The organism is Pararhizobium sp. IMCC21322 (assembly GCF_030758295.1).
Lineage (GTDB): Bacteria > Pseudomonadota > Alphaproteobacteria > Rhizobiales.
The window spans coordinates 5,027,338-5,050,818 of sequence record NZ_CP132335.1 but is presented as its reverse complement, the minus strand read 5'-3'; the positions used below and the strand labels follow the sequence as shown (position 1 = coordinate 5,050,818).

Here is a 23,481-nt window from a genome sequence, read left to right as displayed (position 1 = left end):
TTGCAGACAGCGATAAAACGATGAGATCTACGCTGAAGAACATGTTTACCGGGCAGCAATCCCGACAGGGCATGTGGCTGTTGCCTCTGCTTGGCTTCATCGTACTTGCTGTGGTTCTGAGTGTTCAGACGGAACAGTTTTTCAGCGCCGAAAACCTGTTCAATCTGGTGGCTCAGGCCATGCCGCTGATCATTGCCGCAATCGGTCAGATGTTTGTCATATTGCTGGGTGGTCTCGATCTGTCGGTTGGCTCGGTGATCAGTTTTACAACTGCCATTCTGGCGCTGGAAGGACCGGGTTTCATTTTGATACCGGCCGTTTTTGTGCTCGCGGGAGTGATCGGCTTTATCAACGGGTCTGTTGTCACGCGGTTCAATGTTCATCCGATCATTGCGACCTTGTCGATGCAATATATTCTGCTTGGCATCACCCGGATGCTGCGCCCCGTATCTGGTGGAACCGTGCCGGATATTGTCATCTCAGCCGTTGCGGGAAGTTTTCTCGGGGTGCCATTGCCTGTGTTCTGGGGCCTGTTTGTGATTCTGGTCGCCTGGAAGATCCTTCATGGCTCTCGCTATGGGTTGCATCTGTTTGCAATTGGCGGCGGTATTGCAGCCGGAACAACGGATGCGGCGCATAATTTCGGCATTGCCGATAAGCGCAATATTATTCTGGCCTATATGGCTTGTTCCTGTTTTGCCGCGCTGGCGGGTGTGTTCCTGGCAGGGCGCATCGTCTCCGGTGATCCCAATGTCGGTCTTGGCTTTGAGATTGATGCGATCACAGCTGTCGCTATTGGCGGCGCGCAATTGTCCGGAGGTGTTGGCAGTCTGCATGGGACGGTGATCGGGGCCATGGTTATGGCTCTGCTCGCCAATGGCATGAATCTGGCCAACATCTCTCCCTTTATTCAGACCGCAATCAAGGGTGCAATTCTGGTGTTCGTGGTCGCCTTCCAGTCCCGCAAACGGATGGGGCTTTGATTATGGCGAACACGATTTACGCCGGGCTTGTCCAGCGCCTTTTGCGGGTGCCGCCCGCAATCTATGTGTTTCTCATTCTGCTGATCATTCTGTCGATCTCCCGTCCGCATATGCTGAATGTCAACATTATGGGCATCTTTATCCGGCAGGTGGTTCCGCTTGGCATTCTGGTTCTTGCCCAGCAATTGGTGATGCGGGTCAATTCAATCGATCTGTCCGGTGGCGGTGTCATCCTTCTGATCAACTACCTGATTTCATCAAGCGTGTTTCCCGATGCGTCGCTTTGGTTCTTCGTCCCCATGGCACTTATGATTGGAACGGGAATTGGACTGTTTAACGGCTACATGGTCAGCAAGCGCCGTGTCTCGGCGGTGATTGTCACGCTGGCTGTCAGCATTATTCTGATCGGGCTTGTTCAATTTCTGTCGAGCGGCAAGCCACCTGGCGATGTGCCATCAATTTTCAGCGATATCTACAACACCAAATTCTGGTCGATCCCGACCCCGGTGCTCTTCTGGATCTTCCTCAGCATTCTGATGGCCCTGTTTCTGGGGCGCACAGTTTTTGGCCGCTATGTCAGTTCGGTGGGCGCGAATGCGCAGGCGGCGCATTTTTCAGGCGTACCCGTAGAGAGGACCGTCATTCTGGCGCATACGCTGGCCGGGTTGATTGCCGGAATTGCTGCCCTTGTGCAGACCGCATCCATTGCTGTTGGCAGTGTGCGGGTCGGGCTTGATCTGCCGATTCTGGCAGTGGCTGCCACCATTCTGGGCGGTGTTGTTTTCGGGCGCGGCGAGGGCGGCGTTTCCGGCCCGTTCTTCGGCGTTCTGTCCTTTGCACTGCTGTTTGTGGTGATGACGACTTTCGGGATCGATGATCCTGGCAAGCTGATGGCACAGGGAATGATCATTCTGCTCGCCGCCATCTTCTACGGCGTTCGAACCGCCAAATCCTGACCAATCAAACCTGCACCGAGGAATCCATCATGTCCGATAAAAAGTCCATTCTGTGTTACGGCGATTCTCTGACCTGGGGCTGGATCCCGGTTGTTGAAGGCGCGCCCACCTATCGCTATCCGTTCGAACAACGCTGGACCGGTGTCATGGCCTCTCAACTGGGGGACGGCTTTCATATCATCGAGGAGGGATTGAGTGCACGCACCACCAGTCTTGATGATCCCAATGATCCGCGTCTTAATGGCAGCCATTATCTGCCGGCGGCGCTTGCCAGCCATCTGCCGCTGGACCTTGTGATTGTCATGCTTGGCACAAATGACACAAAATGCTTCTTCCACCGCACGCCCTATGAAATTGCCAATGGCATGGCGAAACTGGTGGGCCAAATTGGTGCGAGCGCCGGCGGCGTTGGTACGCCTTATCCTGCCCCCAAAACGCTTGTCGTTGCACCGCCACCGCTCACCCCGATGCCGCACCCGTATTTTCAGGGTATGTTTGGCGGTGGGCATGAAAAAACTGCGGAGCTTGGCGAGCAATACAAAAATATGGCGGATTTCATGAAGGTGGAATTTCTCAATGCCGGAGATTTCATCACCACGGACGGTGTGGATGGTATTCACTTTACAGCTCAGAACAATATGGATCTTGGCAAGGCAATTGCGAACAAGGTTCACGATATTCTGAATGCCTGATGCATTGTGGTTCTGATGCTCTTCGATAAGGTGTGCCGCACCTCTTCTTGACCTCGAAAGCTATCTTTTGCCCGAATCCCGTTTTCGCTCCCTGAGCCTGCTGCTTCTGGCGGAAGTTGCCGGCATGTCACTGTGGTTTGTGTCCTCGGCGGGCCTGCCGGATATGATCCGGGAGGTGAACATTTCCGGAATGCGTCAGGCGGCTTTGTCCAGCAGCGTTCAGGCAGGCTTCGTTGTAGGCGCCTTGATTGTCGCGTTTTTCGGGTTGGCAGACAGGTATGACCCAAGGCGGGTTTTTGCGCTCTCTGCTGTATTGGCGGGCATTGTGAATTTCACGCTTGTCTTGTCATCACCGGGTAGCGGGCTTGCCATTGTAGCGCGGTTCCTGACCGGTGCATTGTTGGCCGGGGTTTACCCGGTGGGCATGAAAATCATGGTAGGATGGGGGCAGAAGGACCGCGGATTTCTTGTCGGCGCACTGATTGCTGCGCTCACGCTTGGGTCTGCCTTTCCGCATCTTTTGTCCCTTGCCGGCGGTGCAAACTGGCGGCTGATCATTGTTGTCGTGTCTGTTGCTGCCGCTGCTGGTGGCTTGCTGTGCCTGCTTGTCGGGCTGGGGCCGCACCATTCCATTGCGCCGCGTTTCAACCCGCGCACAATAGCGTCTGCCTGGACCAACCGCCGGGTGCGGCTGGCTTATGCAGGTTATCTTGGCCATATGTGGGAGCTTTATGCCATGTGGGCCTGGGTTGGTCTGGCAACGGCCACCTCCTATGCGGTCACGATGCCATTGGATGAGGCGGTTCGGCTGTCAACTATCACCGCCTTTGCAGCGATTGCCGCCGGTGCAGTGGCCAGCATATTGGCTGGACTGGTCGCTGACCGGATCGGCAAGGCAGAAGTCGCCATTATAGCGATGATCATCAGTGGTCTGTCGGCGTTAGCCGCTGCGCTGACTTTTGGCGGGCCTGCCTGGCTGACACTGATCGTGGTGGTGATCTGGGGCATCAGTATCATCCCGGATTCAGCGCAGTTCTCAGCGTTGGTGGCCGATTTCGCGCCGCCCGATCAGGCTGGAAGTCTGATGACATTTCAAACCGCCCTCGGCTTCGCTCTGACCATTGTCACAGTACAGACCACGCCTCTGCTTGCCTCGGTATTTGGCTGGCCGACAGTGCTGGCCGGACTGGCACTGGGGCCGTTGTTTGGTGTTGTGGCCATGATGCGGTTACGGACCCTTACATCTCAATCTTAGAGTTTGAATTCAATTGGGTTCAGACCCTGACCTCCCAATTAAATCCGGACTTAAGGTTCTGGGCCAAGAACCAAAACGATGCTCTGGCTGTTAGGACGATGGCAGGCAGGATGACATATGTGCGGTTCCGGCGTGATGGAATGCAGGCTTCAGTTGGCCTTTGGCGGCGCGACTGACTTTCGAATAACAAGGGGGCACTCAACCTTGGTTATCGGAAAACGACGTTCTTGAGGCGTAAAAGGTATTCCGAGTCGTTCAATTGCCCATTCTCCCATAGCGCGGTGCGGAAGGACTGACGTGGTGAGCGGCGGGTGCAAGTGCCGAGCGACTTCCTCGTCATCATACCCGACCACGGATATGTCATTCGGGATATCCAGCCCTAGTTCCTTCAATGCTTCATAGCACCCGATAGCCATTCGGTCATTCTGGCTGAAAATTGCCGTTGGCCTATTCTTTATCTGCAACAGTTTTTTGGTTGCATCATAACCTGAACTTGTTGACCAGTCTCCTTCGACGACAAGCTCGGGATCAAATGGAATATCTGCTGTGGCAAGCGCCCTGCGATACCCAACTAGTCTATCCTGAGTGGCTTCCTGCCAATGCTCTCCGGTGATCGTCGCAATGCGTCGGTGTCCATGTTTGATGAGGTGGAGTGTGGTGTTTTCGCCACCCGCAATTTCACTGGGAACGACCGAAGGGAAGAGGCAATCTTCCGTATGGCAATTGACCAAGACAACGGGAATTTTCAGATCGCCCAGAAATGCAGGTGCGATCAACTCCCGTGTGAAAATTGCCATATAAATGAGCGCGGATATGTCAGCTTTTTTCAATGCTTCGATGGTTCGATTTTCTGTTTCCGGATCACCAGCCATCTGGGCAACCAAAAAGACATTTCCAGTGTTCCGCGAGGCCAAGCGGGCACCCTCAATAGCGACCACTGCATCATGGGTAGTCGATAGCTGGTCAACCATGATGCCGATCGTGCACGAGACAGCGGACGTTACCGGCATAGGTGACGCGGGGAGTGTCGGCAGGCTATATCCCAGCTTGTGCGCCGCTTTAATGACGCGCTCACGCGTCGCTTGCGGTAGTTTGCTCCCTGCAGTTTGGCCCAGAACGAAAGAAACAGTCGTCTGCGAAACGCCAGCCTCCAATGCGACATCGGTCATGGTTACACGGCCAGAGTCGCGTTTTCCCTTCCGCCGCTGAGATTGAACCGTGGTTGGGCGTTTAAGAGTGTTGGTTCGTGCCAATTTATCCATCCGAGTGAGGCATGCTCACAGCACCCTGTGCCATCAATATTGCCGATTCAATAGAACACAAATGATCCACAAACTCAAATTACTAATAGTTGACTTCTTATTAGTAATAACATACAGAAGTATGGTGCCCAGGATGCAGTTTTGGGGGGTCAGCAGCATTCCTGGAGGTTGAATTACAATGTTAATCTGTCGCAACTTTTAACGTTGGATCGATGATGTTGCACGTCAAGACGAAGATGCTCGTTTTTGAAGCGAAGGGGGAAGAATGCAGACACAAACAAAGACAACAGTTTTGGAGCGCGTGCCTCACGACGTGGCAGACAGCAACGTATTGTTTGTAGGTCAAGGGCTCAACAAGAGATATGGCGGTCTGCACGCTTTGCGGGATGTCGATTTGACGATGTACCGGGGAGAAGTTCTGGCGCTCGTTGGTGATAATGGCGCGGGCAAGTCAACACTGATAAAGGCGATCTCTGGCGCGATTATGCCAGACTCCGGATCAATTCAGTTTGACGGGGTGAAGGTCAGTTTTGCGCGCCCTACCGACGCCACAGCCGTCGGTATCGAAACGGTTCACCAAAATCTTGGGCTCGTTGATGAGCTAGACGTAACCCAAAATGTTTTTTTGGGCCGTGAATTGACGCGCTCGGCACTTGGATTTCTGCCGCGGTTGGACAAGCTGCAAATGCGCAGCAAAACAGTTGATTTGTTGCGCAACTTTTCGATCGCAATGCCAAAATTAAACGATCCGGTGCGCAAGCTGTCCGGTGGGCAGCGCCAGATAATTGCCATCAGCCGCCTTTTGCTGGCTGAGCCCAAACTGCTGATCATGGATGAGCCTATGGCCGCACTCGGCATAGATGAGGGCTCCAAAGTTCTCGAACTTGTCGGCAAGTTGCGCGAGTCGGGGATTACAACACTTATCATCAGTCACAACCTTGAACACGTGTTCAGTCTCGCTGATCGCGTTGCGGTGATGAAAAACGGTACAATGGTTGGGGTGAAGAGAACGGATGAAACAACAAGAGAAGAAATAGTCTCAATGATCACTATTGGAGAGTTGTCTGGAAAGGGGGCGGACCATGTCAGCCGTTGAAGCAACGAAGTCCGTTGATAAAAGCGCGGGCAATTCTGATACGCGATTCAAGTTCGATAACCTTGGGTTGACCTTGGTTCTTGTGGCGCTGATCGTGCTGTTTGCACTTATAAATCCGCGTTTTGCAACTGTCTCGAACATGAGCAACGTGCTTACTCAGGCGTCGACATACATCATTGTCGCGATTGGCATGACTTTCGTTATCACTAAGGGCGGGATCGATCTGTCGGTTGGTGCGGCGATGGCACTTTCCACTTGCGTAACTTTTGCGCTTCTGGATGGGGGATTGCACTATATTCCGGGACTTTTCGTCTTGTTCGCGGTTTCGCTCGTATTAGGGGCGATCAATGGCGTGGTTGTGACCTATCTGGCGGTGCCGGCATTGATTGCCACACTGGGCACGATGGTCACATTCCGAGGGGTTGCCCTGTTGCACTCTGCCGGGGAGCTGTACTATGGGCTCCCGCCACAACTCGTCTGGCTGGGGCAAGGCAAAGTGGCCGGTATTCCTGTGCCAATCATTGTCACCGTTCTCTTTGTTCTTGTGGCGCATTGGCTGTTTAACCTCACCACCTTCGGCGTTCACGTCCGGGCAGTGGGCGGAAATACAGAAGCTGCGCGGCTGGCGGGCATTCGCGTGAATCGCATTACAATCGCCGTGTATTGCTTCATGGGCATCGCGGTTGGCCTGGGTGGACTACTATGGATGGCCCGGATTGACGGCACCCAGGCGACACTTGGCACGGGGATGGAAATCCACGTCATCGCGGCAACCATCATCGGCGGTACAAGCCTGTTCGGTGGACGCGGAACGCTCTATGGAACCGTTCTGGGCGGGATTCTCTTGACGATGCTTAACAATGCTTTGGTGATTGCCGGTGTTGAGTTCTTTTGGCAGATGGTCGCGATTGGAATCATTGTCATCTCGGCCGTTACAATTAACAACATACGTGAAAACAGAATTGCGTGGATCGCCGATCTGCGCACGCGATCCGGCTCGCGCAACTAGTCGACAACTTAAAGGGAGGAACTAAATATGCTAAATCGGAGAACACTGCTAGGGGCCACTATGGGGGTGGCACTTTGTCTAACTGGCGGAACCGCAGCATTTGCCGCCGAAGACAAGATGCAGATCGCCTATCTATCACCATCCTTTGATATCTCCGACGCTTGGGAGCGCGTCTATTGGGCGATGCGCGGGCGTCTGGATGAGAAGGGGGTCGAGTATGATGTCATCCAACTCGCCGTTCAGGATGCCACAGATCACGCGGGCCAACTGGCTCAGGTGGAATCGGTGATTGAACGTGGTGTTGACTATGTGATGCTCGGTGCCACCGAATACGAATCCGCAATTCCAGGACTGCGCAAGCTCAAGGCAGCAGGCGTTGGGGTTGTGGTCTATAACTTCCTCGAACCGCATGAAGATGAGCAGGCTCGGGCTGCGCAGTACATTGCCTTTGATCACTATGAGGGTGGTCGGATTGCTGGAGAGTGGGCCGTTGGACGCCTTGGTGGCAAAGGCAAGGTCGCCGTGCTTCAGGGTGTGCCGGGCGTCGTCAGTGACAAGCGGATGAATGGTTTCCTTGACGTAGTGAAGAAGTCACCTGACATCGAAATTGTCATCGGTGTGCATACTGACTTCGATCGAGTAAAGGCATTTGATGCTACAAATAATCTGATCGTAGCAGAGCCTGACCTCGACTTGATTTACGGCGTTTCTACTGGTGTTGGTCTTGGCATTGGGCAGGCTTTGAAAGGTGCGGGCCTTTCAGACAAAGTGCTGTCCATGGGCTTTGGCGGCACGGGTGATGAGATCACTGCAATGAAAGAAGGCTGGCTTAGCGCGTCACCGCTTCGCATGATTGATGACAGCGGTGTTGCTGTGGCCGATGCCTTTATCGCTCTGTCCAAAGGCGAAAAAGTAGAGCCCGTATGGTCTGGCCCCTTCACAATGATCGACTGGGAATCCGATGCTGACGAACTTATTGCGAAAGCCAATCGGTACTCTCGTCCCGCAATGGGAAGATAAGCCAAATGGCAACGGTGCGTTTTCCGTTTCAGGAAGCAACATGAACGCGCCGTTGCAGTAGCATTCAAACGCAGTCCTGGATTTAAGATGGCATGCTCCTTATCAGTCCAGGAAAGTGCAATCCGTCGGCGAATGATGATGACGAGGAATGTTTCTGTTTCTCGTCATTATCATTTCATACCGTCAGCCAAATTATTGGAAACAAAAGAGAACTTAAATGCCCAAGGATCTGGACGGAAAAACAATTATTGTCACCGGCGCCGGAAAAGGCATCGGACGAGCGACATGTTTGATGTTGTCTGAACTGTGTGCAAATGTCGTGGCTTTGTCGAGAACAGCGTCAGATTTGAGTTCCTTACAGGCCGAAACCGGATGCCAAACCTATGCTCTCGACATCGGGAATTCTGCTGAACTTCGGACAGTGGTGCAGGGTGTGGTAGCTGCCGACGGCTTGGTTAACTGTGCCGGAATCAATATTCTGGAACCCTTTTTGGAAGTCACCGAAGAGAGCTTTGACGAAATCTATGCGATCAATACAAAGGCCGCGATGATTGCAGCGCAAGAATTCAGCAAGACGTTGATTGCTGCGAAGCGTAAGGGTGCCATCGTAAACGTGTCCAGCATGTCGTCGTTTGTTGGCTTTGCCGATCATACGTCATATTGCGCATCAAAGGGTGCAATGGATGCAATGAGCCGCGTAATGGCGAACGAACTGGGCGAACACGGCATTCGCGTTAACTGCATCAACCCGATTATAACTATGACAGAATTAGCTGCGGAAGCTTGGAGCGATCCTGTGAAATCAGGACCCATCCTGTCGCGCGTTCCTGTTGGTCACTTTGCGGACGTTGACGATATCGCAAACCTGATAGTGTTTCTTCTGTCGGAAAATTCGCGGATGCTGAATGCGACCGCCATACCGGTCGATGGCGGGTTTTTGGCGAGATAGGCTGGGCACCACAAATCTTCGTGCATTTGCCGTTGTGAAAACCGCTGGTGGCTCTGTCAGAGCAAGCGGACTGAGCCCAGACCCCAGTCAGGAGTGCCCCCAGCCGCCGCCACCGGGTGTGAGCATTTCAATCTGATCATCTGCCAACAAATCTGCCTCGTCGTTGCTTTTCAGACGCTCCTTTGCGCCGTCCTTGCGAATGACCCAATTTTCGCCGGATGCACCAGGTGCACCGCCATCCACGCCGAAGGGTTGAGTGATGCGGTGTGAGGTCAGTACTGTGACAATGACCGGTTCCAGATAGCGCAGGCGACGCCTGATGCCGTTGCCGCCGGACCATTTGCCCTTGCCGCCAGAGCCGTCTCGAATGGCAAATTCCTCAACCCGAACCGGGAAACGTTGTTCCAGCACCTCTGGGTCTGTCATACGGGTGTTGGTCATGTGTGATTGCACAGCGCTTGCGCCATCAAAACCCGGCCCGGCACCTGTGCCGCCGCCAATGGTCTCATAGTTCTGGAAAGTATCTGTGCCCCAGACAAAATTGTTCATGGTGGCTTGCGAACAGGCCAATGCGCCCAATGCGCCATACAGGCAATTGGCAATGGCCTGGCTGACTTCCGTATTGCCGGCAATCACGGCCGCTGGATAAAGCGGGTTGATCATGGTGCCTTCCGGCGCAATGATTTTCAGTGGTTTCAGACAGCCTTCATTCAGCGGAATGTCACTGCCGACCAGGGTTCTGAACACATAAAGCACGGCTGCACCACAGATGGATCGTGGCGCGTTGTAATTGTAAACGTCTTGCTCAGACGTGCCGGTGAAATCAAGCACGGCTTCCTGCTTGTCATGATCGACGCTGATCGTCACCTTGATCTGTGCGCCACTGTCAATCGGGTAGGTGAAGGAGCCATCTTTCAACCGGCCAATAACTTGTTTGACCGAGGCTTCTGCGTTGTCCTGAACATGGCGCATATAGGCCAGCACCACGTCCAGCCCAAAAGTGTCGATCATGCGGTGAACTTCACGGATGCCTGTGGCGTTGGCTGCAATCTGCGCTTCCAGATCAGCCATATTGTGATCAATGTTGCGGCATGGATAGCGCCCTGAAGCGAGCAGCGCTCGTGTGGCTTCTTCTTGTAAAGTGCCCTGATCAACGAGTTTGAAATTGTCGATCAGCACGCCTTCTTCATCAATATGCTTGCTGTCAGGTGGCGCGGAGCCGGGGGTGCGACCGCCAATATCGGCATGGTGGCCGCGCGAACCGACATAAAACAATATGTCGCTGCCGGCATTGTCGAAAACAGGCGTGATCACAGTGACATCGGGTAGATGGGTTCCGCCATTAAACGGCGCATTGAGCATGAAGCTGTCGCCGGTTTTCATGGTGTCGGCATTCAGTCTTGCAACGGTTCGCACACTGTCAGCCATGGACCCCAGATGCACCGGCACATGGGGTGCATTGGCGACGAGATCGCCACTGGCATCAAACAGGGCGCATGAAAAGTCCAGTCGCTCCTTGATGTTGACCGAATAGGCCGTGTTGGCAAGGGTTGCGCCCATTTGCTCGGCAATCGACATGAAGAGGTTGTTAAAGACTTCCAGCATGATCGGATCTGCATCTGTGCCGATGGCAGCTTCGCGAGCATTGGCTTCAAAGCGCTCCAGTATCAGATTGCCAAATGTGTCGACACGGGCGCGCCAGCCCGGTTCCAGAGAGTTGGTTCCTGTGGATTCCGTGATGATGGCCGGGCCTGTCACCACTTGACCAACGGCCAGAGCCTCACGTTGATAGAGCGGAACTTTCTGCCAAGCCCCTTTGCCGTAAAGGGGTATCTGGTCGGCTGGTTTGGCTTCGGTTTCCGGGCCAGCGCTATCTGGTTCCGTAACATCTTCCGCGCCGCCAATGGCTTCTACACTCAGCATTTCAATGTTGAGCGCGCGTCCGGGAGAGGCAAAACCAAAGCGGGAAATATGGGCTTCGTCAAAATTGGTGCGCATTTCCGCTTCGGTGCTGAAGGGAACTTCAAGTGATTGGTGAGATCCGGCATACCGTAAATGCGCGCGTTTCAGGACGGTAATCTTGTCGGTTGCAACGCCTTGACCGGCCACTTCATCGCGTGCCTCTTTGGCCAGATTGGACAGCACAGACACGGCCTCGGCTTGCTTGGCCACAGGCTGTTCAAATTGCACTTCCCGCAAGGCACGGATTTCAGCAAGTCCCATGCCGTAGGCGGACAAGACGCCAGCAAAGGGATGCAGGAATACACTTGTCATGCCCAAGGCATCAGCAACTAGGCAGGCGTGCTGGCCACCGGCACCGCCAAAACAATTCAGCGTATATTGGGTCACATCATAACCGCGTTGAACGGAAATCTTCTTGATCGCATTGGCCATGTTTTCAACGGCAATGCGCAGAAACCCTTCAGCGGTTTCTTCCGGACTCAAGGCGTCCGCGTTGGTGGCGTCGGCAATTTCCTGTGCCAGTTCAAGGAACTTTTGCGCCACGACATTCTTGTCCAATGGTGCGTCAGCATTGGGACCAAACACAGGTGGGAAATGATCCGGGTTGAGCTTGCCTAGCATAACATTGCAATCGGTCACGGTTAGCGGGCCGCCACGGCGATAGCAGGCCGGGCCGGGATTAGCACCTGCGCTTTCCGGTCCCACCTGATAGCGCCCATTGCGGAAGGTCAGGATTGAGCCACCGCCTGCGGCCACCGTGTGGATGTTCATCATGGGGGCTCGCATGCGCACGCCAGCCACTTCGGTTTCAAAGGAGCGCTCATAGTCTCCCGCGTAGTGGCAGACATCTGTGGATGTACCGCCCATATCGAAGCCGATGAGTTTTTCAAACCCGGCCTGATGCGCGGTTTTGACCATGCCGACCACGCCGCCTGCCGGGCCGGACAAAATGGCGTCCTTACCCTGAAACAGGCCAGCATCGGTCAGTCCGCCATTGGACTGCATGAAAAACAGGCGCTCGCAGGCACCGCCTTCCAGGTCCAGCGCATCAGCGACCTGATTGACGTAGCGCCGCAAAATTGGGGAGAGATAGGCATCGACCACTGTGGTGTCACCACGACCCACCAGCTTGATGAGCTTGGAGGTTTCATGGCTGGTGGACACTTGCGTATAGCCGATCTGGCGGGCGATTTCAGCGACCTGCATTTCATGATCGGGATTGAGATAGGCATGCATGAAGGCTATCGCGACGCCGCGCAGGCCGCGATCATAGGCGGCCTGCAGCGCCGATTTTGCAGTGGCCAGATCAAGCGGACGAATGATTTTACCCTCCGCATCCAGCCGTTCAGGCACTTCCGCGACATCGCTGTAAAGCAGTTCCGGCATGACAATGTGAAGGTCAAACAATTTGGGGCGGGTCTGATACCCGATGCGCAGCAGGTCCTTGAAGCCTTCGGTGATCAGCAACAGCGTGCGATCTCCCTTGCGCTCCAAAAGCGCATTTGTGGCGACGGTCGTCCCCATTTTGACAGCGGAAATGCTGCCTTTTGGAATGGGTTGGACGCTATCAAGCTTCAGGAGATCGCGAATGCCCTGAACGGCTGCATCAGGATATTGCTCCGGGTTCTCGGACAGTAATTTATGGGACACCAATGCACCATCTGGACGTTGTCCCACGATGTCGGTGAAAGTGCCGCCACGATCTACCCAGAATTGCCACATGAGACACATCTCCTTTGTTTGCCCGCGCGCTTGCAGCGGGAATTATTGCTTTTGTCAGTGCGTTCAGGTTTTGGTCAATAGACCAGCGAAGGCAACCAAAGTGCAAGTTGCGGGAATGCCAAAAGAAAAGCAATCATCGCGAACATGGTGAGCACAAAGGGTGCAGCCCCGATCATTACATCCAGCATTTCTCCGCGCCCGCGAATGCCTTGCACCACGTACAGATTAATGCCGATGGGTGGTGTTATGAGCGCCGTTTCCAGCAGCACCATCAACAGGATGCCAAACCAGACCGGATCATAACCAAGCGCGATGACAATGGGTGTGACCAAAGGTGCTGTTGTCAACAGCATGGAGAGGGTTTCCATAAAACAGCCCAACACGATCAGGACACCGATGATGACGAGCATGGTTTGAAACGGTGTGTAGCCAAGACCGGTGATGAAGTCTGCCAATGCCTGTGTCAGGCCGATCACCGACAACACAAAGTTCAAAAAGACAGCGGCCAGAATGATGAGCATGATCATGGCCGTGGTGCGCATTGTTCCTTCAATGGCCACACGCAACATATCAATGGTCAGTTTGCGGTTGAATGCCGCCAGGATCATGGCTGCGACAACACCCAAAGAGGCGGCTTCGGTTGGGGTTGCAATACCGGCATAGATTGATCCGACCACCACCAGAAAAATACCAATCGGTGGTATCAGTGACGGCAGCGCAGAAAAGCGCTCTTTCCATGTGGCGACGATAGCTGTCCCGCCCCATTCGGGCTTCAGGATGCACAGAATAACGATTGTAACCATGAACAGGACGGCCAGCAGAAAGCCTGGAATGAAACCTGCCAGATAGAGTTCCGGAACAGACGTATCTGTCAGCAGGCCATACAGAATGAGGTTGATGGAAGGCGGGATGAGAATACCCAATGTGCCACCGGCAGCAATCGTGCCCAGGAACAGAGGCTCATTGTATTTCCGCTCATGAATCTGCGGCACAGCGATGGTGCCAATCGTCGCAGCGGTTGCGACGGAAGAGCCGGAGGTTGCTGCAAAGAGGGCGCTGGATCCGATGTTGGAATGCATCAGGCCACCGGGCAACCAGCCAAGCCATTTGACCATGCCGTCATACATGCGTTCGGTAATGCCGGCCCGCAGCAGGATTTCGCCCAGCAGCACGAACATGGGAATGGCCACCAGCAGAAAGTCGGTTCCGGTCTGCCACACCATGTCACCCAATGCGCGGTGCAGTGGCATGGGGCTTTCCAGATATTGCAGGGTCAGGCCGAGCCAGCCAAGTGAGGCTGCAATGGGGACCGCCAGAGCAATCAGGGCGACGAGTATGAGAAGGGTTTTGAGAAGCATTATTTCATCTCCTCTTCAATTTGCTCGTCGATGGATTTCATGCCGATCAACTGGTCTGTCTGGTCCGCATTGCCGGTCAGCAGTGCCTTGACTGCAGCAACAAACAAAATGGCTCCGCAGCAAACAAAGAACAGCCAGCCAAAAATCCACGGAATTTGCGGAATGGCGAGTGGTGTGCGCAGCGGCGTAATGGAGCGCGAGCCGTGCGTGAGCGTGTCAGCCACCAATCCCCAGCTTGTCCAGGCAATGACAGCGCCAAAGCCGACCAGCAGAAACAGGCCGATCAGACTGGCAGCAATTTTCAGGGGAAAAGGGAAAAGATTATAGAGCGCATCAACGCGAATATGGGCGCGCTCGAATAAAGCATAAGCAAGGGCAAGGCTGGTGGCGATGCCGAACGCGTAGCCGGATACTTCGTCGGCTCCACCCAGACTGATGTTGAACCATTTGCGCAGGATCACTTCCAGCGTGACCAGCAGAGCGGAGAGAATGATGAGGCTACCGCCGATCCAGGCCAGGACCTGACTTGTTTTGCGTGCTGATTGAAGAAGTCGATCCATGATCTTTATCATTCTCGAAATTTGAGGAGCAGATGTAGATAGCCGCCGGACAGTCAGTTTTTGTCACTTTCTGTCACTTTCTATCCGGCGGCTGATTTTAGAAAGGCTTACTTGGCCGTAGCTGTCAGGCCGAGGATCGGACCTACAGTCTCGTTCCAGGTTGCCGCACATTCTGGCCCGCAACGCTCAGCCCATCGTGCAAGCACAACGTCTGTTGCAACGGTATCACGCATGGCCAGATCGGCTTCTGAAGGTTCTACCAGCTTCATGGAACCCGGCTCACCAATGTCGCATGCGCCGCCAGTGATGCAGGAAATCGCGATTTCGTCTTCAGTCGCGGTTTCGGCCCACATTTCATCATTGAGCTTGGCCATTTCAGCGCTCAGCATGTCCTGCTGTGCCGGTGTCATGGTGTTCCACTTGTCCATGTTCATGGCACCAAATGCGAGGCCCCAGCCAACACGCAACGTGTAGGCATGGGTTGCGACCTGATGCCAGTTGGCCTTGTAAGCCGACATGGTGCCTGTGATGGCACAATCAACAACGCCTTTTTCGAGAGCCGGAATAACTTCAGCAAAAGACACGGTTACGGATGTGCCGCCAACGCCTTCGACAAAATCACCCAGTGTTGTGGCGTAGACCCGGATTTTCTTGCCCTTCAAATCCGTCATGCCGTTGACTTCGGCATTGCACCACAAGGTCTGGCTTGGGAACGGATAGAGCATCATCAGCTTGGCGTTGTAGATTTCGGCAAAGGATTTTTCTAGAACCGGGAAATAGGCTTCTGCCACCTTACGCTCGGTGTCGATATCCTGCGTCAATGTTGACAGGTCAGCGCCTTCAAAAATCGGGTTTTCAGCGGCAACATAACCTGGCAGGCCAAAAGCAAAATCGAACACGCCGTTTTTAACCAGACGCATGATTTCAAAGCCCTTCAGGCCCAGTTCGGTCTGTGGCTTGATATCTCCAAGAATCTGTCCGCCGGTTGCTTCTGCAATCCGGTCATTCCAGAACGGACCTTCATGTTTCACATAATTGGTGAGATTGCCCCAGGTGCCGACAGCCTTGATCGTCGCTGGCTTGTCGGCTGCCATTGCCTGGCCGGTTGCTGCCATAAGCAGGGCGGTTGTCAGACTTATCAATGTGCGTTTCATTCGTTTCTCCATTGCATGGTAAGTTTTAGATGACTGGTATTTCGGCGGTTTCATCGATATCGGTGATGAGCATTTTGCCGGGTGTGTGGGTGATGCAAAGCGGTAGTTTGGCGCGCATGATTGCGTTTTGCGGGGTCACGCCACAGGCCCAGAACACGGGCACTGTGTCTTGCAGGTCCGGTGGTTGATCACCCCAATCAGGTTGATTCAAATCGGCAATGCCGATCTCTGCCGGGTCACCGATATGAACCGGGCTGCCATGCGCCCAGGGGTAGCGGGACGAAATTTTGATCGCTTCTTCGACACGGTTGGCGGGCATGGCGCGCATGGAAACAACTGTGCCGCCGCCAAATGCGCCCGCATCAATTGTTTGCAATGACGTGCGGTACATGGGGACGGTTCTGTTGTCCTCGATATGCCAAAGGGCGATTCCTGCAGTCAGAAGGGCATTTTCAAAGGTGAATGAGCAGCCCAGAGCGAAAGCGACAAGATCATCGCTCCACAGATCGTTGATGCTGGATTGCGAGCCGGTCATTTCGCCATTGCGATAAATATTATAGCCCGGCACATCGGTGCGCACGTCAATCGCCCGCCCCAAAGTGTGCAACATTGGATCGCCGGTTTCAGAGACGCCGACCAGCGGGCAGGGCTTCGGGTTGCGCTGACAGAAGCGCATGAAGTCGAGCGCATATTCCTGTGGTAATATGGCGAGATTGGCCTGCAGCTTGCCGGGCGCAAGGCCTGCAGTATGGCCGGTATACTGGTCAGTGCGAATTGCTTGACGGACCGCCTCAACACTGTGAGAGCGCAGTTCCGTGTAATTTGATGCGGTCGCCTTGACCATAATTCCCAACCTTGCATGTCTTGTGCTGGTTAGGCTGGGTCAATTATTTGATCAGGTCAAATCGTGTTTTCATTGCAAAATCGATCAGCTTTTTTGATCAACTATCATTCCCCATTGGCCACTTCTTTTGCGATATTTGCGGCGCGCGCCAATAAAAATGACTGCGGATCACCAAGGTAAGATGCTGTGAAGTGTAGTGCTTTCGGTTTCCAGCCCGGATCGAATTTGCGGACATTTCCCGCTGCAAGTTCGGGTGCTGCCAGACTTTCCGGCAAGGCGGCGACACCCAGACCGGATGCAACCATGCGAAAACAGGCTGACAGTGATGAAGATGGAAAGAGAGAAATGCCGGGCCCGTAGCGGTTGAACAATTCGGACTTCAATTCCCGATGCGGGCGGGTGTTGCGGGCATAGGTCACGACCGGATTTGAGAGAAACAGCTGCGCCGGATCATCGTCGAGCACAGCCTCTGCAGCGCAATACCAGTTCAGCGTCATATCGGGCAGGTCTATGTTGTCGACTGTGAATTCAGAGACCGGTCCAAGCAGGATGGCAAGATCCAAGGACCGGGTCAGCAGCGCTTCGCGCAAATTGGAGGAGATGTCGACAGCGATATCAATGGCCAGATTGGGAAACTCCTTTCGGAGCCGGGAGACAAATTCTGGAAGCCAAGCTTGGACAATTGTTTCTGAAACGCCAATGCGCAAATGCAGATCAATGCCAGCCGGGTCGACAATATCCCGTTCGATCAAATCACTGAGCTGAACATATTGCTCGGCATATTTCAGAAGGGACTCGCCACGCTTGGTCAGCGTCATCGCGCCTTTCCTGCGGTCAAACAGATCGACGCCCAGACATTGTTCCAAATTCTGAACGCGTGCTGTGACAGCGGGTTGCGACAAATGCATGTGCTCGGAAGCGCGTCGCACACCGCCAAAGCGCACGACCATCAGGAAGGTTTTCAATTGTTCAAAGTTAAGCCGCAAGGTGGATCCAGTGTTCTATAATTTCTGCCCACCGCGCCACACGGATTTGATTTCAAGCGTTTGGTCAAGATGGACCATATCCGCTGCCGCCCCGGCTTTGAGATGGCCAAGGGTGGTATGGGCGCCCAGACACATGGCCGGATAAAGCGAGGCCATACGCAGCGCCTCATCCAAAGTAACACCGACAGATGTCACCATGAAGCGAATGGCGGAAATCATATCCAGATCAGCGCCGGCCAATGTGCCGTCTTCCAGTACAAGTTTTCCGCCATCGCGGCGGATTGTGCGGCCGTTCAGGGTGAAGGATTGTTGATCGGTGCCAATGGTCGACATGGCGTCAGTTACCAGGAACATCCGGCCCGGTCCGCGTTTGGCTGCAAGCGCAGTTGCGATGGCTGCTGGATGGACATGAAAGCCATCGGCGATCAGTCCGACGAACAGACTTTCTGTGCGAAGTGCCGCGCCCACCAGTCCGGGTTCCCGGTGGCCGAGCGGGCTCATGGCATTAAAGAGATGCGTCACGGCCCCCGCACCGGCAATGGCGGCAGCGGTTGCGGTTTCAAAACTGACATCAGAATGGCCGAGGCTGACGAGAATACCGGCTGCTTTCAAAGTTGCGATTTGTGCATTGGTGACGGATTCCGGTGCGATTGTGGTCATCAGAAAGGGCAGGGACTGTCTGGCCAGTTTGATTGTCGCCAGATCATCCTCAGTCATTGGCCTGATCAGGTTGGGATCGTGAGCGCCCTTGCGTGCTACTGATAAATGCGGCCCTTCCAGATGCAATCCCAGAAATCCGGGCACTGCAGCTTTCCCAGCTGCGATGCCGGCCTCAATGGCGGTGTCTCGTATTGCGGGTGTGTCGGTAATCAGGGTTGGCAAAAGGGATGTTGTGCCAAAAGGCGCGTGGGCGGCGCAAATGGTCTTGATGGCGTCGAGATCGGGCCGGTCATTGAGCAAAACACCGCCACCGCCATTCACCTGCAGATCGACAAAGCCGGGTGCGAGCAGACCGCCAGCCAGAATATGCTGGGTGCAATCAGGTGGGATGTTCTCTTCTGATACAATGCCCAGAACGCTGCCAGCCTGCACCAGCAGCACTGCATTTTCATGGCGCTGTTCGCCATCAAATATGGTGGCTCCTGAATAGGCGTCGATCTGGCTCATGGGTTTGCTTCCTGCTCCGATCAGGGTTTTATGCCGTATGCGTGTTTGGCACATTGCTAAAGTGTTGGACCGCTAAAGCTGCCGCGCCGCTGACCGCATCTGCAAGTGGTGGCTGAACCCGCTCGCGATTGGTTGCGCTCAGATATGGCACATATTTTGGACCAAGACCGCCCAGCATGCAAAATGGTTCACCGGCCTGAAGGTCCATCGCCTGCAAAATGTCTTCAATCATCTGGACCGCTTCGCTGATAATTACAGCAGCCGTGGCATCACCCCGTTCGGCAAAGTCAAAGATATCGCGCGCAAAGGTACCGAAATCGGCCGGGCTTGCTGATTGTGCAAATGTGACCAGCTTTTGCGGATCATTTTTGAAATTGGCCATTGTTGTGCGCGTCAATGGTGATTGCGGTCTGATGCCATCATGAGCCAGCAATGATGCTTCGAGCCGTGACCGGCCAAGCCGTGCGCCACTGGCGTGGTCGCCGACGGTGAAACCCCACCCGCCGCGCGGCGCGAATGTTCCAGCCTTGCGTTGCAGGAATATCGATCCGGTGCCGATGATGGCCGCCGCACCGTCCTGCGATCCTATGGCACCTTGCAATGCGATAGCAGCATCGCTGACGATCCGCATATCAGCAAAAGGCAGTAACTCAGACAATTGAGCCACTGCGATGTCGATATTGGCCCCGGCCAAACCAAGATAGGCCGAGAGATTTTGTATGGCGTCTGCGGGAAGACCTGCCGCCTCGATGGCTGACTGGGTTGCCAGAATGATGTTGTCGCGTGCGCCTTTAAGGTCGGACGCGATGTTGGCTGATCCTGCGCTGCCTGACCCAAGAAATGTGCCAACCTCGTCACAGACAAGCGCGCGGCATCCGGTCCCGCCGCCGTCAATTCCCAGAAAATACGCCACAAAATTCTCCCGTGGGAACAATTGGGTTCAGACCCCAGTCCTCAACATGTCTCACATTTTGTCAGGCGTCCAGAAGTGTCTCTGCCCTGTCCAGAATCCTGTCCTGATCAAGACTGGCGTCAGGTGATAATGTTTGAAGAATGGCGCTGAGCCTGCTACGTCTATCGTCAGAGGATTGCTGGATTTCAGCAAAGCGCTTTGCCAGCGGATCGTTTATATCCGCGCCAGCTGCACTGCGTTGATGAATAAAAACCAGCCAATAGGCGATTGCATCAAAAGCACGCGGGGAAGGTATGCCTTTGCTGTCCCGGTCGGTAATCGTCGACAGGATTCGGACTGGCAGTTTCTGGCTGCCATCACCGGCGATCTGTGCCAGCTCATGCTTCAAAGCCGGGTTGGCAAAACGCTCAATCAATTCTGTGCAATAGTCAGCGGCATCCGAATGCATGGCTGCGGGCAATGTGGCGGTTGCCTCCAGCATCAGATCTTCAACAGCTTTCCGCAGCAAAGCGTCGGCAATCGCCTCATGAACATAGGTATGGCCGGTGTAAAGGCCGGCATAGGCGAGGAATGAATGGGTTCCGTTCAACAGCCGCAGCTTTCTTTGCTCGAAAGGGGAAACATCATCCACAAACTGCGCGCCCGCCTGATCCCAGGCAGGCCGTGCTGCAGCGAAATTATCTTCAATTATCCATTCTGAAAACAGCTCGGTCGCAACCGGTGAGGCATCTGCCCAGCCGGTTTTCTGATGAACCTCCTGGCGCAGTGAATCCGTGGTTGCAGGCGTGATGCGGTCGACCATGGTGCCAGGAAAGGTGACTGATTTTTTCAGCCAATCTGCAAGGCCAACACTGGCCTCCTGGTCGAATTCCTGCACCAGCTTTTTTAAAGTCGCGCCATTGTCGGACAGATTATCACAGCTGATAATTGTTATCGGATCTGCATTTTGCTGCTGTCGTTGTTGCAGTCCAAACGCCAGAAAGCCAATCGCCGTGCGGGGCTGGCCGTCGGACATTTCAGCTGCAATATCAGGATTGCCCGTGTTGAGATGGCCGGTTTTGGCATCTATGTGATAGCCCTTTTCGGTGACTGTCAGGCTGACGATTACTGTTGCCGGATCAGCAATCAGATCAATGATTGCTTGCGGATTTTCTGGGCCAACCAGAATTCTGTCGATGACGGTAATGCGTTGATAGTCTGTGTCCGCAACACTGTTAATGACCAGCGTATAATCACAGTCCTGCGGCGCAAGGTTGTCTCTTGCTGTGCTGCTTTTCAGGGAAACACCCGTGATTTGCCAGGTCTCGTTCCCGTGAGCGTTGGCGTGGTGCGTATACCAGGCTTGATGGGCGCGAAAAAAGTTACCGGGGCCGAGATGCAGAATGCGCTTCATGTCATACACCCCTCAGGCGGTAAGCATCGATCGCCAAATCGCGTGTCAGAAGCCGCGCGATTTCCAAAGCATCTGACTTTCCAAACAGGCCGCGGGAGATTTGTGTACCCAGATGCGTGGCAACGCCGCGCCGCCATAAATCATGACGTGCCGGAATGGACAAAAATGCCCGTGTGTCATCGTTGAAACCGGCGAGATTCCAATAGCCCGCAGTCTCGACCACCGCATCGAAGTAACGTGCGATGCCGTTGAGGCTGTCATGGAACCACCAGGGCGGTCCAAGACGCAGGCATGGCCAGTGACCAGCCATCGGGGCCAGTTCGCGGGCATAGGTTGTCTCGTCCAGCGTGAACAGAATAATGGTCAGATCGGGATTGTTGCCAACTTTGTTGAGCAGGGGCGCCAGGCCGCGCACCCAATCGACGGCGATTGGAATATCCGCGCCCATATCATTTCCGAAGCTTTTGAACAGGGCCCGATTTGTCGAACGGTAGCTGCCCGCATGAATCTGCATGACAAGGCCATCATCAATCGACATCTGCGCCATTTCGATCAGCATCCGGCCGTAAAACAGCGTGGACTCGGCGTGATCCAGAGGCGCGTTCAGGGCTTTTTGCAGTAAGGCCTGCATGTCTGCATCAGATATTTGTTCCGTGTAGATTTCGGTGATGGCGTGATCAGTGGCGGTTGCGCCGGCTGCTTTGAAGGCTGCTCTGCATTGGCGCAATGCGCTCAGGTAGTTTTGGAAGGACGCTGTGTCTTCTCCCGTCATTTCAGCCAATTGGTGCATATGGGGGATAAAGTCCGGCGATGCCGGGTTGAGAACTGTATCTGGGCGGAAGGTCGGAATAATACGGCCCTGCCAGTCGCTGTTTTGGATGGCCGCGTGGTGGGTAAGCGTATCCAGTGCGCCATCGGTGGTGGCCAGCACCTCAAGGCCAAAGCTTTCGAACAGGGCTCTTGGCCGGAATTCCGGCGTTTTCAGTTTGGCGTCGATCAGATCATAGTAGTGATCTGCAGTTTTTGGCGTCAGTGGTTCTGTCAGGCCAAACACATTGACAAATGTATGCTCGAGCCATTGCCGGCTGGGCGTGCCCAGAAAACGGTTCCAGTGTTCCGCAAAGATCTTGAAAATTCTCCTTGGATCGCGGTCTTCTGCAGGTGTTCCAAGCCCAAGGCTTTCAAGCGGAACGCCCTGACTGTACAGCATGCGAAACACGTAATGATCCGGAATAATCAGCAGTTCAGCCGGGTCGCTAAACGCCGTGTTCTTGGCAAACCAGGACGGATCACAATGGCCGTGCGGAGATACAATCGGTATGTCACGAATGTGCTGGTAGATGGTGTCAGCTTGAGCTGTTAAATGGATCGTGCCCATGGGTGCGTTCGTCATAAAACGGTCCGTGTTGTGGTGTCTTGTTCAAAATAGTCAGCATGTGTTTGCTCCAAAGCTGACAGCGTGTCGAGTACTGTATTCAAATGCCGTCTGGTCAAACTGATTGCCGTATTCTTGTCCTGTTCCAGAATTGTGGCGAGCATGTTCTGATGATCCTGAAGCAGGCTTTTCTGGTGGGATTTGCTGCGCAAAGCCAAAACCCGAAGCCGGTCGAGTAGAATTTTTTCCCGTCTCAGAACATCGGCAACGCGGGGATAATCAGTAGCTCGCGCAAGGGTCAGATGAAATGCATCATCGAGATGGCTAAATTCCTGAGTGTCGCGGCGCTTGATTGCCTTTTTCTGGCGCTTCAGATTATCGTGGAGGCTGGCTGTAAACGCGTCTGACAGACCCGTTTCACAAAGACGGTCGACAATGGCAACTTCCAGGGCCTCCCGCAGAAAACGCGCTTCCAGAATTTTACTCCTGTTGAGCCTTGTCACAAAGTTGCCCCGGCTTGGCTGTGTGGTGACCAATTGGGCTTCACGCAATTTCTGTAATGCCTCGCGGACCGGTGTGCGGCTGGCCCCGAATTTGGTCGCGATATCCGCTTCTGAAAGGGCCTGTCCCGGCGGCAGTTCCATAGTCAGGATCATGGCTTGCAGGACGTTCAAAATCTGGTTTCCAGCAGGTTGTGCCGGATCGATTTCAGGGAAGCGCTTGTCCGGTTGCTGCGTGTTTAGTGGCTGTGCAACCGCTGTAATCTCAGTTTGCTGCGCCATGGCTGGCTCCTATTGTGCTGGACCAGTATACCGGTATACAAAG

20 protein-coding genes are annotated in these 23,481 nt (G+C 54.2%); 8 read left to right on the top strand and 12 right to left on the bottom strand.

Annotated features, from left to right (window positions below; all coding sequences use genetic code 11):
• Positions 1 to 20 precede the first annotated feature (20 nt).
• The 4 genes from RAL91_RS24020 to RAL91_RS24005 all read left to right on the top strand — a co-directional run bounded on the left by RAL91_RS24020 (position 21) and on the right by RAL91_RS24005 (position 3,886).
• Positions 21 to 983 (top strand): ABC transporter permease, encoded by a 963-nt coding sequence (locus RAL91_RS24020; protein WP_306258753.1) that lies wholly within the window; start codon positions 21 to 23, stop codon positions 981 to 983.
• 2 nt (positions 984 to 985) lie between these two features.
• A complete protein-coding gene (locus tag RAL91_RS24015) occupies positions 986 to 1,939 on the top strand; it encodes an ABC transporter permease (RefSeq protein WP_306258752.1) in 954 nt (317 codons plus the stop codon).
• Positions 1,940 to 1,968: 29 nt separating this feature from the next.
• The gene (locus RAL91_RS24010; protein ID WP_306258751.1) at positions 1,969 to 2,631 is read left to right on the top strand and encodes an SGNH/GDSL hydrolase family protein; all 663 of its coding nucleotides are present in this window, start codon (positions 1,969 to 1,971) and stop codon (positions 2,629 to 2,631) included.
• 67 nt (positions 2,632 to 2,698) lie between these two features.
• Positions 2,699 to 3,886: an MFS transporter gene (locus tag RAL91_RS24005; RefSeq protein WP_306258750.1), complete on the top strand. Its 1,188-nt coding sequence runs from the start codon at positions 2,699 to 2,701 to the stop codon at positions 3,884 to 3,886.
• A 149-nt stretch (positions 3,887 to 4,035) separates the two neighbouring features.
• Here RAL91_RS24005 and RAL91_RS24000 read toward each other — a convergent pair whose 3' ends face one another.
• Positions 4,036 to 5,055, bottom strand: a complete 1,020-nt coding sequence (locus RAL91_RS24000; RefSeq protein ID WP_306258749.1) for a LacI family DNA-binding transcriptional regulator — start codon at positions 5,053 to 5,055, stop codon at positions 4,036 to 4,038.
• A gap of 358 nt (positions 5,056 to 5,413) precedes the next feature.
• Between RAL91_RS24000 and RAL91_RS23995 the strand changes: the two genes are divergently transcribed.
• From RAL91_RS23995 to RAL91_RS23980, 4 genes are all read left to right on the top strand, one after another.
• Complete coding sequence (locus RAL91_RS23995; RefSeq protein ID WP_306258748.1) at positions 5,414 to 6,244, top strand: ATP-binding cassette domain-containing protein; 831 nt, start codon at positions 5,414 to 5,416, stop codon at positions 6,242 to 6,244.
• Positions 6,231 to 7,253 (top strand): ABC transporter permease, encoded by a 1,023-nt coding sequence (locus RAL91_RS23990; protein WP_306258747.1) that lies wholly within the window; start codon positions 6,231 to 6,233, stop codon positions 7,251 to 7,253. The genes RAL91_RS23995 and RAL91_RS23990 overlap by 14 nt, the downstream gene beginning before the upstream one ends.
• 27 nt (positions 7,254 to 7,280) lie before the next feature.
• Complete coding sequence (locus tag RAL91_RS23985) at positions 7,281 to 8,273, top strand: sugar ABC transporter substrate-binding protein (protein WP_306258746.1); 993 nt, start codon at positions 7,281 to 7,283, stop codon at positions 8,271 to 8,273.
• Positions 8,274 to 8,490: 217 nt separating this feature from the next.
• Positions 8,491 to 9,222 (top strand): SDR family oxidoreductase, encoded by a 732-nt coding sequence (locus RAL91_RS23980; RefSeq protein ID WP_306258745.1) that lies wholly within the window; start codon positions 8,491 to 8,493, stop codon positions 9,220 to 9,222.
• Positions 9,223 to 9,309: 87 nt separating this feature from the next.
• Here RAL91_RS23980 and RAL91_RS23975 read toward each other — a convergent pair whose 3' ends face one another.
• The 11 genes from RAL91_RS23975 to RAL91_RS23925 form a co-directional block, all read right to left on the bottom strand.
• Entirely contained in the window at positions 9,310 to 12,915 is a 3,606-nt protein-coding gene (locus tag RAL91_RS23975; RefSeq protein WP_306258744.1) for a hydantoinase B/oxoprolinase family protein, read from the bottom strand.
• A 65-nt stretch (positions 12,916 to 12,980) separates the two neighbouring features.
• Entirely contained in the window at positions 12,981 to 14,264 is a 1,284-nt protein-coding gene (locus tag RAL91_RS23970) for a TRAP transporter large permease (protein WP_306258743.1), read from the bottom strand.
• A complete protein-coding gene (locus RAL91_RS23965; protein WP_306258742.1) occupies positions 14,264 to 14,824 on the bottom strand; it encodes a TRAP transporter small permease subunit in 561 nt (186 codons plus the stop codon). Before RAL91_RS23965 ends, RAL91_RS23970 begins: the two co-directional genes overlap by 1 nt.
• Before the next feature lie 107 nt (positions 14,825 to 14,931).
• Positions 14,932 to 15,978, bottom strand: a complete 1,047-nt coding sequence (locus RAL91_RS23960) for a TRAP transporter substrate-binding protein (RefSeq protein ID WP_306258741.1) — start codon at positions 15,976 to 15,978, stop codon at positions 14,932 to 14,934.
• 25 nt (positions 15,979 to 16,003) lie between these two features.
• Entirely contained in the window at positions 16,004 to 16,822 is an 819-nt protein-coding gene (locus tag RAL91_RS23955) for a putative hydro-lyase (protein WP_306258740.1), read from the bottom strand.
• Positions 16,823 to 16,926: 104 nt separating this feature from the next.
• Positions 16,927 to 17,808: a LysR family transcriptional regulator gene (locus RAL91_RS23950; RefSeq protein WP_306258739.1), complete on the bottom strand. Its 882-nt coding sequence runs from the start codon at positions 17,806 to 17,808 to the stop codon at positions 16,927 to 16,929.
• Positions 17,809 to 17,823: 15 nt separating this feature from the next.
• Positions 17,824 to 18,975, bottom strand: a complete 1,152-nt coding sequence (nagA, locus tag RAL91_RS23945; protein ID WP_306258738.1) for an N-acetylglucosamine-6-phosphate deacetylase — start codon at positions 18,973 to 18,975, stop codon at positions 17,824 to 17,826.
• 28 nt (positions 18,976 to 19,003) lie between these two features.
• The gene (locus RAL91_RS23940) at positions 19,004 to 19,888 is read right to left on the bottom strand and encodes a BadF/BadG/BcrA/BcrD ATPase family protein (RefSeq protein WP_306258737.1); all 885 of its coding nucleotides are present in this window, start codon (positions 19,886 to 19,888) and stop codon (positions 19,004 to 19,006) included.
• A 61-nt stretch (positions 19,889 to 19,949) separates the two neighbouring features.
• On the bottom strand, positions 19,950 to 21,281 hold the full coding sequence (locus tag RAL91_RS23935; protein WP_306258736.1) for a mannitol dehydrogenase family protein: 1,332 nt from the start codon (positions 21,279 to 21,281) through the stop codon (positions 19,950 to 19,952).
• 1 nt (position 21,282) lies between these two features.
• The gene (gene uxaC, locus RAL91_RS23930) at positions 21,283 to 22,674 is read right to left on the bottom strand and encodes a glucuronate isomerase (RefSeq protein ID WP_306258735.1); all 1,392 of its coding nucleotides are present in this window, start codon (positions 22,672 to 22,674) and stop codon (positions 21,283 to 21,285) included.
• Positions 22,671 to 23,438 carry a GntR family transcriptional regulator gene (locus RAL91_RS23925; RefSeq protein ID WP_306258734.1) on the bottom strand — a complete coding sequence of 256 codons (768 nt, stop codon included), beginning with the start codon at positions 23,436 to 23,438 and terminating at the stop codon, positions 22,671 to 22,673. Before RAL91_RS23925 ends, uxaC begins: the two co-directional genes overlap by 4 nt.
• Between the last annotated feature and the right edge of the window lie 43 nt (positions 23,439 to 23,481).

Excerpts from the sequence above, each read along its gene's own strand:
- RAL91_RS23925 (WP_306258734.1), bottom strand. The coding sequence starts at position 23,438 with ATGGCGCAGCAAACTGAGATTACAGCGGTTGCACAGCCACTAAACACG.
- RAL91_RS23995 (WP_306258748.1), top strand. The coding sequence starts at position 5,414 with ATGCAGACACAAACAAAGACAACAGTTTTGGAGCGCGTGCCTCACGAC.
- RAL91_RS23985 (WP_306258746.1), top strand. The coding sequence starts at position 7,281 with ATGCTAAATCGGAGAACACTGCTAGGGGCCACTATGGGGGTGGCACTT.
- RAL91_RS24015 (WP_306258752.1), top strand. The coding sequence starts at position 986 with ATGGCGAACACGATTTACGCCGGGCTTGTCCAGCGCCTTTTGCGGGTG.
- uxaC (WP_306258735.1), bottom strand. The coding sequence starts at position 22,674 with ATGACGAACGCACCCATGGGCACGATCCATTTAACAGCTCAAGCTGAC.
- nagA (WP_306258738.1), bottom strand. The coding sequence starts at position 18,975 with ATGAGCCAGATCGACGCCTATTCAGGAGCCACCATATTTGATGGCGAA.
- RAL91_RS23990 (WP_306258747.1), top strand. The coding sequence starts at position 6,231 with ATGTCAGCCGTTGAAGCAACGAAGTCCGTTGATAAAAGCGCGGGCAAT.
- RAL91_RS23970 (WP_306258743.1), bottom strand. The coding sequence starts at position 14,264 with ATGCTTCTCAAAACCCTTCTCATACTCGTCGCCCTGATTGCTCTGGCG.
- RAL91_RS23935 (WP_306258736.1), bottom strand. The coding sequence starts at position 21,281 with ATGAAGCGCATTCTGCATCTCGGCCCCGGTAACTTTTTTCGCGCCCAT.
- RAL91_RS23965 (WP_306258742.1), bottom strand. The coding sequence starts at position 14,824 with ATGGATCGACTTCTTCAATCAGCACGCAAAACAAGTCAGGTCCTGGCC.
- RAL91_RS23960 (WP_306258741.1), bottom strand. The coding sequence starts at position 15,978 with ATGAAACGCACATTGATAAGTCTGACAACCGCCCTGCTTATGGCAGCA.
- RAL91_RS23955 (WP_306258740.1), bottom strand. The coding sequence starts at position 16,822 with ATGGTCAAGGCGACCGCATCAAATTACACGGAACTGCGCTCTCACAGT.
- RAL91_RS24000 (WP_306258749.1), bottom strand. The coding sequence starts at position 5,055 with ATGACCGATGTCGCATTGGAGGCTGGCGTTTCGCAGACGACTGTTTCT.
- RAL91_RS23975 (WP_306258744.1), bottom strand. The coding sequence starts at position 12,915 with ATGTGTCTCATGTGGCAATTCTGGGTAGATCGTGGCGGCACTTTCACC.
- RAL91_RS24020 (WP_306258753.1), top strand. The coding sequence starts at position 21 with ATGAGATCTACGCTGAAGAACATGTTTACCGGGCAGCAATCCCGACAG.
- RAL91_RS24010 (WP_306258751.1), top strand. The coding sequence starts at position 1,969 with ATGTCCGATAAAAAGTCCATTCTGTGTTACGGCGATTCTCTGACCTGG.
- RAL91_RS23980 (WP_306258745.1), top strand. The coding sequence starts at position 8,491 with ATGCCCAAGGATCTGGACGGAAAAACAATTATTGTCACCGGCGCCGGA.